General features: G+C 70.8%; 11 protein-coding genes. All 11 read left to right on the top strand.

What is annotated here, in order from left to right:
- Positions 1–148 precede the first annotated feature (148 nt).
- Positions 149–1,417, top strand: a complete 1,269-nt coding sequence (locus tag K6I33_RS25960; protein WP_229356954.1) for an MFS transporter — start codon at positions 149–151, stop codon at positions 1,415–1,417.
- A gap of 9 nt (positions 1,418–1,426) precedes the next feature.
- Positions 1,427–2,788, top strand: coding sequence for a Pup--protein ligase (gene pafA, locus K6I33_RS25955; RefSeq protein ID WP_126913428.1), 1,362 nt, complete (start codon positions 1,427–1,429; stop codon positions 2,786–2,788).
- 146 nt (positions 2,789–2,934) lie between these two features.
- A complete protein-coding gene (locus K6I33_RS25950; RefSeq protein ID WP_229356953.1) occupies positions 2,935–3,921 on the top strand; it encodes an FKBP-type peptidyl-prolyl cis-trans isomerase in 987 nt (328 codons plus the stop codon).
- A gap of 63 nt (positions 3,922–3,984) precedes the next feature.
- A complete protein-coding gene (locus K6I33_RS25945; protein ID WP_229356952.1) occupies positions 3,985–4,359 on the top strand; it encodes an FKBP-type peptidyl-prolyl cis-trans isomerase in 375 nt (124 codons plus the stop codon).
- A 116-nt stretch (positions 4,360–4,475) separates the two neighbouring features.
- Positions 4,476–5,468, top strand: coding sequence for a YafY family protein (locus tag K6I33_RS25940; protein ID WP_229356951.1), 993 nt, complete (start codon positions 4,476–4,478; stop codon positions 5,466–5,468).
- 21 nt (positions 5,469–5,489) lie between these two features.
- The gene (locus tag K6I33_RS25935; protein WP_229356950.1) at positions 5,490–6,452 is read left to right on the top strand and encodes a YafY family protein; all 963 of its coding nucleotides are present in this window, start codon (positions 5,490–5,492) and stop codon (positions 6,450–6,452) included.
- Between the two features lie 50 nt (positions 6,453–6,502).
- Positions 6,503–6,745, top strand: a complete 243-nt coding sequence (locus K6I33_RS25930) for a hypothetical protein (RefSeq protein ID WP_229356949.1) — start codon at positions 6,503–6,505, stop codon at positions 6,743–6,745.
- A gap of 64 nt (positions 6,746–6,809) precedes the next feature.
- The gene (locus K6I33_RS25925; RefSeq protein WP_229356948.1) at positions 6,810–7,016 is read left to right on the top strand and encodes a hypothetical protein; all 207 of its coding nucleotides are present in this window, start codon (positions 6,810–6,812) and stop codon (positions 7,014–7,016) included.
- A 259-nt stretch (positions 7,017–7,275) separates the two neighbouring features.
- Complete coding sequence (gene tatA / locus K6I33_RS25920; protein WP_229356947.1) at positions 7,276–7,560, top strand: Sec-independent protein translocase subunit TatA; 285 nt, start codon at positions 7,276–7,278, stop codon at positions 7,558–7,560.
- Positions 7,561–7,667: 107 nt separating this feature from the next.
- Positions 7,668–8,540: a twin-arginine translocase subunit TatC gene (gene tatC, locus K6I33_RS25915; RefSeq protein ID WP_229356955.1), complete on the top strand. Its 873-nt coding sequence runs from the start codon at positions 7,668–7,670 to the stop codon at positions 8,538–8,540.
- A gap of 117 nt (positions 8,541–8,657) precedes the next feature.
- Positions 8,658–9,405 (top strand): diacylglycerol kinase family protein (locus K6I33_RS25910; RefSeq protein WP_229356946.1); only part of this gene is annotated, 748 nt, incomplete at its 3' end.

The following is a 9,405-nucleotide window of genomic DNA, read 5'->3' as shown; positions in this document are numbered from 1 at the left end:
GCGCCCCTCTCCGCTGCCGCCGTCACCACGCAGGTTGGACCCACGAGCTCCGATCATGGTACGTATAACTCTTCTAGTTATACGTAAAACCGGGATCGCTCGGTCAAAAACTATCGGCCAAGGATCGGCCAAGGATAAGAGGCGGACAATGGCGGCGGCGGGCGGCGGTTACGTCGACATGCTCAAGACACGGCACGCGGCGCGACTGCTGACCGGCACCCTGGTGGGCCGGCTCCCCAACGCCACGGCCGCGCTGGCAATCGTCCTCTTCGTCCGCGCCGAGGGCGGCAGCTACACCCTCGCCGGCGCCCTCTCCGCGGTCTACGGCGTGGCCAACGCCGTCGGCCAGCCGCTGCTCGGCCGGGCCGTCGACCTCTACGGCCAGCCCCGTGTCATCCTGCCCTCGGCCCTGATGACCGCGCTGGGCATGGCGGCCTTCACCGTCGTCGGCCTGGACCCGGTGCCGCTGTCCTACGCGGCCATGATCGTGGCCGGTTTCTTCGCGCCGCCGCTCGAGGGCGGGCTGCGGGCCCTGTGGCCCTCGGTCCTGAAGAACGAGGACGACCTCCACGCCGCGTACTCCCTGGACGCGATAGCGCAGGAGCTGATCTACGTGGTCGGCCCGCTGATCGTCACCCGGATCGTCGCGATCTGGTCCGAGGCCGCCGCGCTGAACGCCCTCCACCTGATGGGCGTCATCGGCGCCCTCGCGGTCGTCACCTCGCCGCCCTCCCGCACGTGGCGCAGCGAGCCCCGTGAGGCGCACTGGCTGGGGGCGCTCCGCTCCCGGGGGCTGCTGGTGCTGCTGGGCACCTTCTTCTGCATAGGTTCCGCGCTGGGCTCCATAGCCGTCGCCGCGGTCGCCTACGGCGACGCGCACGGTGGCGGCAACGTGGCCGGCTGGCTGCTGTCGGCCCTGGGCATCGGCGCTCTGATCGGTGGTTCCGTCCATGGTGCCCGGCAGTGGCCCGGCACTCCGGAGCAGCGCCTGCGGGTGCTCGTCGGCGGGCTGGCGCTCCTCTACGTGCCGCTGCTGCTGGTGCCGGGCGCGGTGGCGATGACGGTCCTCGCCGGGGTGGCGGGCCTGTTCCTGGCGCCGTGTCTGGCCACCGCCTTCGTGGTCGTGGACCGGCACGCGCCGCGGGGCACGGTGACCGAGGCGTTCTCCTGGCTGGTGACGTCCTTCGGCGTCGGCGCGGCGATCGGTACGGCCTTCGTGGGGCCGGCGGTGCAGTCCGGCGGTGCCCGTGCGGGATTCCTCGTCGCGGTGGGCAGCGGTGTCGCGGCCCTGCTGGTGATCGTCGCCTTCCGGGCGTCCCTGCGGGCCCCCGAGAAGGTGTCCACCGTCGTGGCCCGGTCGGAAAATGATCGGAACGGTGCGGTCGAACCCGGTTTCAGCGCAGGGCATCAGGCGTAATGTTCAGGCATGGACCGCCGCATTTTCGGGCTGGAGAACGAGTACGGCGTCACGTGCACCTTCAGAGGACAGCGCCGGCTGTCCCCTGACGAAGTGGCGCGGTACCTCTTCCGCCGTGTCGTTTCCTGGGGCCGCAGCAGCAATGTCTTCCTGCGCAATGGCGCCCGTCTCTACCTGGATGTGGGATCGCACCCGGAGTACGCCACTCCGGAGTGCGACAGCGTGACCGAGCTGGTCACCCACGACAAGGCGGGGGAGCGCATTCTCGAAGGTCTGCTGGTCGACGCCGAGCGCCGCCTGCACGAGGAGGGAATCGCGGGCGACGTCTACCTCTTCAAGAACAACACCGACTCCGCCGGGAACTCCTACGGCTGCCACGAGAACTATCTCGTCGCGCGGCACGGGGAGTTCTCGCGTCTCGCGGACATCCTCATCCCCTTCCTCGTGACCCGGCAGCTGATCTGCGGCGCGGGGAAGGTCCTCCAGACCCCGCGCGGCGCGGTCTACTGCGTCAGCCAGCGGGCCGAGCACATCTGGGAGGGCGTCAGCTCCGCCACCACACGCTCGCGCCCGATCATCAACACGCGGGACGAGCCCCATGCCGACGCCGAGCGCTACCGCAGGCTCCACGTCATCGTCGGCGACTCCAACATGTCCGAGACGACCATGCTGCTGAAGGTCGGCGCCACCGACCTCGTCCTGCGCATGATCGAGGCCGGTACGGTCATGCGCGACCTCACCCTGGAGAACCCCATCCGGGCCATCCGCGAGGTCAGCCACGACATCACCGGCAGACGCAAGGTGCGCCTGGCCAGCGGCCGGGAGGCCTCCGCCCTGGAGGTCCAGCAGGAGTACTACGAGAAGGCCGTGGACTTCTGCGAGCGCCGCGGCATCCGGACGGGCACGGTCGAGCGGGTCCTGGAGCTGTGGGGCCGCTCGCTGGAGGCCATCCGGGACGAGAATCTGGACCTGATCTCCACGGAGATCGACTGGGTGATGAAGTACCAGCTCATCGAGCGGTACCGGGCCAAGAACAACATCACCATGTCCCACCCCAGGATCGCCCAGATAGATCTCGCCTATCACGACATCCACCGCCGCCGGGGGCTGTACTACCTGCTGGAGAAGCGCGGCCAGGCGGCCCGGGTGTGCAATGACATCAAGATCTTCGAGGGGAAGTCGGTGCCCCCGCAGACGACCCGGGCCCGGCTGCGCGGCGATTTCATCCGCCGCGCCCAGGAACAGCGCCGTGACTTCACCGTCGACTGGGTCCATCTGAAGCTCAACGACCAGGCGCAGCGGACGGTGTTGTGCAAGGACCCCTTCCGGTCGGTCGACGACCGGGTGGAGAAGCTGATCGCGGGAATGTGAGCGCGATTCGGGGGCATGAGGGGCACGGATGTGCGCCGGGTCCAGCGGACCCGGCGCACATCCGTGTCGGACGGGGTTGATCGGCGGGAGACAGGCCGTAGAGTGGCGCACACTGCCCAGCGACCCCTACAGCCGAGTTGGACTTCATGAACCACACGAAGAACGCGCGTCGCCTCGCCGCGGCGTTGACCGTGCCCGTCCTGCTGCTGACCGCCGCGGCGTGCGGGTCCGGGGACGGCAAGTCCTCCGACGCCAAGGTGACGGTGAAGGGGAAGTTCGGGGAGAAGCCCGAGATCTCCGTGCCGAAGGACGCCAAGCCCGCGGACAAGCTGGTCGTCAAGACCCTGACCGAGGGCTCGGGCGAGAAGGCGGAGAAGGGCTCGTTCGTCCGTCTGGACTTCGCCGGGCAGACGATGAAGGACAACAAGCCGCTGGGCGGCACCTGGACCCCGCAGGAGCAGGAGGGGGCCACGCCGGGCGCCCCGCGCCGGCAGCTGGTGCAGCAGCTGGGCCAGCCCAGCCAGGAGATGCCCGCGAAGGTCCTCGACGCCGTGATCGGCCAGAAGGCCGGTTCCCGGATCGAGGTCGAGGGCACCGCCAAGGCACTCATCGGCGACCAGCTGAACCCGCAGGCGGGCGTCAAGCCCGAGGACGGCCTGGTGTGGGTCATCGACGTCGTCGGTGCCCAGAAGGTCGATGCCAAGAGCGAGGCCAAGGGCGACCAGGCCAAGCCCGAGGAGGGCATGCCTGAGGTCAAGTACGTCTCCCAGAAGGCCGCCGAGATCACCATCCCCAAGGACACCAAGCCGCCGACGGACCTCAAGGAGCAGGTGCTCATCAAGGGCACCGGCCCGGAGATCAAGGCCGGGGACGGTCTGATCGCCCAGTACACCGGCGTGAAGTGGGAGGACGGCAAGAAGTTCGACTCCTCCTGGGACCACGCGGGTGCCACGGCCTTCCAGATCGGCACCGGCTCGGTCGTCCAGGGCTGGGACAAGGGCCTGGTCGGCAAGCACGTGGGGGACCGGGTCGAGCTGGTGATCCCGCCGAAGCTGGGCTACGAGGGCCAGGCGCAGAGCGGTCTGGACAAGAACACGCTGGTCTTCGTCGTCGACATCGTGGGCAAGGTCTGACCCCGGCGGGGGGTCTGCCAGAATTGCACGGTTGTCCACAGCATCTTTCGTAGGAGAACTTTCGTGAACATCGAGAAGCCCGAGATCGACTTCCCCGAGGGTCAGCCGCCGGCCGACCTGGAGATCGTCGACATCTGGGAGGGCGACGGCGCCGTGGCCAAGGCCGGCGACTTCGTCAAGGTCCACTACGTGGGCGTGGCCTTCTCCACGGGCGAGGAGTTCGACGCCAGCTGGAACCGCGGCAGCGCGCTGGAGTTCAAGCTGGGCGCCCGCCAGGTCATCGAGGGCTGGGACAAGGGCATCGAGGGCATGAAGGTCGGCGGCCGCCGCCGGCTGACCATCCCGGCGCACCTCGCCTACGGCGAGCGCGGCGCCGGTGGTGGCCTGATCGCCCCGGGTGAGACGCTGATCTTCGTTTGCGACCTGATGGGCGTCTGAGACCTAAGCGAACGAAGGCCGAGGGCCCGTGCCGCCTGGCACGGGCCCTCGGCTTTTGTCGTTCGACCCGTGAGCGGTACGGTCAACGGTTGAGAGCACAAGTAGAGAGGGCGTCGATGGCGATTGCCAAGGCCGAGCGGCTGATGAGTCTGGCGCTGTGCCTGCTGGGGACACGCCGGCCGCTGACCAAGGGGGAGTTGCGGGGTTCGATCGAGGCGTACATCGAAGCCGGTTCGGCTTCGTCCGGTGCTTCCGATTCCGGTGAATCCCCGAAGGACGACGCCTTCAACCGGATGTTCGAGCGGGACAAGGAAGACCTGCGCGAGCTCGGCCTGATCATCGAGACCGTCGAGGGCGTCGACGGCGAGACCGGCTATCTCGCCCGCCGCGACAGCAACCGTCTCCCTCCGATCACCCTCGACATCGAGGAAGCCGCTGCCCTGGGGCTCGCCGCCAAGGTCTGGCAGCAGGCCCGGCTCGCGGGCGCCGCCAGCGGCGCGCTCCAGAAGCTGCGCGCCGCCGGGATGCCGCTGGCGGAGGACCTGTACGAGGGGCAGAGCGCGCTGGAGACGCGCATCCCCGTGCACGAGGCGGCCTTCGAGCCGCTGATGCTCGCCGCGCGCGACCGCCGCGTCGTCGTCTTCGACTACCGCAAGGCGAACGCCGCCCGCCCCGAGCAGCGCAAGGTCGAGCCCTGGGCGCTGGAGTGCTGGCGCGGCCACTGGTACCTGGTGGGCTGGGACCGCGACCGCGGTGCCGAGCGGGTCTTCCGGCTCTCCCGGATCACCGGGAAGGTCCGTTCCCGGGCGCTGCCGTACACCGCGCCCGTCCCCGACCACGTCACGGTGCGCACGACCGTCGAGAGCTGGGCGGGCGAGACGGCCACCGGAACGGCCAGGATCAAGGTGCGCGCCGGCCATGGCTATCCGTTGCGCGCCCGGGCGGTCGCCACCCATGACCTGGGCGACGGCTGGGACGAGCTGGAGATCCCCTACGGCCACGGTCTGGACGCGTGGCTGGTGGAGTTCGGCGCCGACGTCCTGGTGCTGGAGCCCGCCGAGCTGCGGGCCGATGTGATCGACCGGCTGCGTGCCGTGGCCAAGGGCTGAGAGGAACGGGACCGACTTCTGATGGCCGGAAACGCCATTGACCAGACCCGGCGGATGCTGTCGCTGGTCACCTATCTGCGGGAGCGCCCCGGCGCCCGCGTCGCCGATGTGGCCCGGGCCTTCGGCATCACCGAGGACGAGCTGATCGGCGACCTGGACGTGCTGCCCATGTGCGGCACCAGCTTCCGGGGCGGTGACCTGCTGGACATCGACACCGACGGTGACCGCATCTGGTGGCACAACCCCGACGCCTCGGGCACTTCCGCCGGCGAGCCGCTGCGGCTGGCCGCCGACGAGGCCACCGCCCTGCTGGTCGCCGCGCGCGCCGTGGCGACCCTGCCCGGGCTGCGCGAGAGCGACCGGCAGGCGCTGGTCCGCGCCACCGCGAAGATCGAGGGCGCGGCCGGGGAGGCGGCGGGCGCCAGCTCCCGGCTCTCGGTGACCTTCGAGTCCGAGGGCGGGGTCTTCGCCGAGATCGACCGGGCCATCTCCGAGCGCCGCCGGGTCTGGCTGCGCTACTACTCGCCCGCGCGCGACGAGCTGACCGAGCGCGAGGTCGACCCCATCCGGCTGTTCGCCGTGGGCCACACCTATATGGAGGCGTGGTGCCGGCTCTCCGAGGCCCGGCGCACCTTCCGGCTCGACCGGGTGGCCGAGATCCGGCTGCTGGACGAGGCCTCGGACCCGCCGCCGGTGGAGCTGCGGGACCTGTCCGAGGGGCTGGTCCAGCCCGCCGCCGAGGACCCCGAGGTCGTCATCGAGGTGGGCCCGGGTGGTCGCTGGGTGGCCGAGTACTACCCCCACGACAGTGCCGAGGAGCTGCCCGAGGGCGGCCTGCGGATCACACTGCGCACCCCCGACCCCGCCTCGCTGCGGCGGCTGGCGCTGCGGCTCGGCCGGGACGGGCGGATCGTCTCGCCGGAGGCGCTGGCCGGCAGCGCCCGGGAGGCCGCCCGCGCGACGCTCGCGGCGTACGGAGAGTGAGGGAGAGGCCGACGGTGGCAGGAGAACCACGACCAGGGGAGGCCGGGACGATGAGGAACGCGGGGGTCGCGGTCGCCGCGGTCTTCAAGGCCGCGTGCCCCGACTGCCGGGCCAGCTTCGAGCTGGCCGCCGGGGCGCTGCGGCTGGCCATCGGCGCCAGCGACCGCACCACCTTCTACTCCTTCACCTGCCCCGACTGCGGCTCCGCGGTCCGTAAGCCGGCGGGGGAGCGGATCGTCGAGCTGCTCACCGGTGGCGGGGTCCGCACCCTGCGGCTGCACACCACCGCGTAGGACGTCAAGCGGTTCTTTCCGGCCATTCCTGTCTTTTCGCACTTCCCTCGTTAGGCTTCGCTCCATGTTCTGGCCCATGCTCGCCATCGCCCTCGGATTCTGCGGTCTCACCGTGCTCGCGGTGCTCGCCGCGCGGGTGTTCGCCGAGACCAGGCGGCTCGCCCGGGAGGTGGCGGAGGCCTCGCGGCGCATCACCCGGGCGGCCGAGGACCTGGAGCGGGCCGCCGCGCCGCTCGCCGCGCAGAGCGCGCAGACGCTGCGGACGGACTGAGCGGGGTCCGGGACGGGACCGGGCCGGGACCGGACACGGACCGGGGCCTGACCCTCCTCCCGGTAACGGGGCGGGCGGTAGGCTGGTCCGGGTGGCCCTGTGGACGAGGCGGAGGGTCGCGAGGGACCGGACGTATGCCCGGGGATTGCCGAGCGTTTACCCCTGCGCGTTACGATCGCTGCCGTACGGCTGATGGACATATGTCCGATCGGTCGGCCGGTCCCGCCAATATCCCGCTTCGGTGAGAAGGTAAACGCATATGTTCGGACGGCTCGGAGCGCCTGAGCTCATTCTTCTGCTTGTCGTCGTCGTCCTCCTGTTCGGTGCGAAGAAGCTTCCGGACATGGCGCGTTCGCTCGGCAAGTCCGCCCGCATCCTCAAGAGCGAGGCCAAGGCGATGAAGGCGGAGAGCACGGACACCGCCGCCGCCCCCGCCGACCCGCCGGCCGGCGAGCAGCCGCCCCGTACGATCAAGGCCGCCCCCGGCGATGTGACCTCCCGCCCGGTCGCCGAGCCGACCGACCGCACGACCCAGCAGCGCTGATCCAGGACAGACCGGGACGGCCGCCGTCGGCGACCGTCTGCCACACGAGATAGGGACGTGGGTTGCTCAAGTCTGCCCGCAAGAAGGAGAAGGACCCCGAGGGGCGGATGCCGCTCGCGGAGCACCTGCGCGAGCTGCGCAACCGGCTGGCGAAGGCCGTGCTGGCCATCGTCGTGGTCGCGATCATCGCCGCGTTCTACAACAAGCAGATCATGGACTTCCTGTCCACTCCCGTGCCCAAGTGCGAGGGACGCGATCTGGCCCAGAGCCATGGTGGCAACTGCGCGGTCCTGACGTTCAACACCCTGTCCTCGCCGTTCACGACCGTCGTCAAGGTGTGCCTCCTCGCCGGCGTCACCATCTCCTCCCCGGTCTGGCTCTACCAGCTGTGGGCGTTCCTCGCCCCCGGCCTGCACAAGCACGAGAAGAAGTACACGATCGCCTTCGTGGCGACGGCCGCCCCGCTCTTCCTCGCGGGCGCCTACCTGGCCTACCTGATCATGCCCACCAGCATGAAGGTGCTCCTCAGCGTCACCCCGGAGACCGCGGCCAACACCCTCGGCCTCAACGACATCCTCGACTTCACCGTCCGGATGATCCTGGTCTTCGGCCTCGCCTTCGAGCTGCCGCTGATCCTGGTGATGGCGAACATGGTCGGCCTGGTCTCCGGCAGGACCATGGCCGGCTGGTGGCGCGGCGTCGTCATGGGCACCTTCGTCTTCGGCGCGGTGGCCACCCCGAGCACCGACCCGTTCGGCATGTGCGTCCTGGCCGTGCCGATCAGCATCCTGTACTTCGCCGCCGTCGGCTTCGCGATCCTCAACGACAAGCGCCGCGACCGCCGCAACCCCGACCGGCTCCTCGACGACGACGAGGCGTCCCCGCTCGACCTCGAACCGCAGCCCGTCGGCGACTCCAAGCCCATGCCGAGCCTGCCCGAGCAGGACCGGCACCACCGGGGCTACGACGACGTGACGTGATCCCGCACGAGATCCCGCACGAGTGAACCGGCGGTTCACGAACACGGCGGGGCGGCCGCTCACCGAGCGGCCGCCCCGCCGTGTTCATGACCTCCGGTCACCCGGTAGTGTCCCCGGGTGACCAGCGACATCACGTTATTCGTCAACCCCGCCGCGGGCCGCGGCCGCGGCGCCCGCGCCGCCCGGCCCGCGGCCGCGGTCCTGCGCGACGCCGGTTTCTCCGTCCGTACCGTCCTCGGCCACGACGCCCCCGACGCGCTGCGCCGCGCCCGCGAGGCCGTCGCGGGCGGTACCGGCGCCCTGATCGCCGTCGGCGGCGACGGCATGGTCTCCCTCGCCCTGCGGGCCGTCGCCGGCACCGCCACCCCCCTCGGCGTGATCGCCGCCGGCACCGGCAACGACTTCGCCCGCGCCGCCGGCCTGCCCACCCGCGACCCCGCCGCGGCCGCCGCCGTCGCGGCCCGCTCCCTCAAGGGCGACGGCGGCCGCCCCGTCGACCTCGGCCGGGTCGGCGACACCTGGTTCGGCACCGTCCTCGCCTCCGGCTTCGACTCCCGTGTCAACGACCGCGGCAACCGGATGCGCTTCCCCGCCGGCCGGCTGCGCTACGACGCCGCCCTCCTCGCCGAGCTCGCCACGCTGCGCCCCATCCCGTACCGGCTGCGCCTCGACGACGGGCCCGAGCAGCGGATCGAGGCCACGCTCGTCGCCGTCGGCAACGGCCGCTCCTACGGCGGCGGCATGCGCATCTGCGCGGACGCCCGGATCGACGACGGCCTCTTCGACGTCACCGTCGTCGGCCCCTGCCGCCGCACGACCCTGCTGCGCGTCTTCCCCAGGGTCTACCGGGGCACCCACCTCACCC

Origin of the sequence: Streptomyces sp. UNOB3_S3, from assembly GCF_020740895.1 — a bacterium.
Classification (GTDB): Bacteria; Actinomycetota; Actinomycetes; order Streptomycetales; family Streptomycetaceae; genus Streptomyces.
The sequence above is the reverse complement of the archived record's forward strand: the minus strand, read 5'-3'. Positions and strand labels throughout refer to the sequence as shown.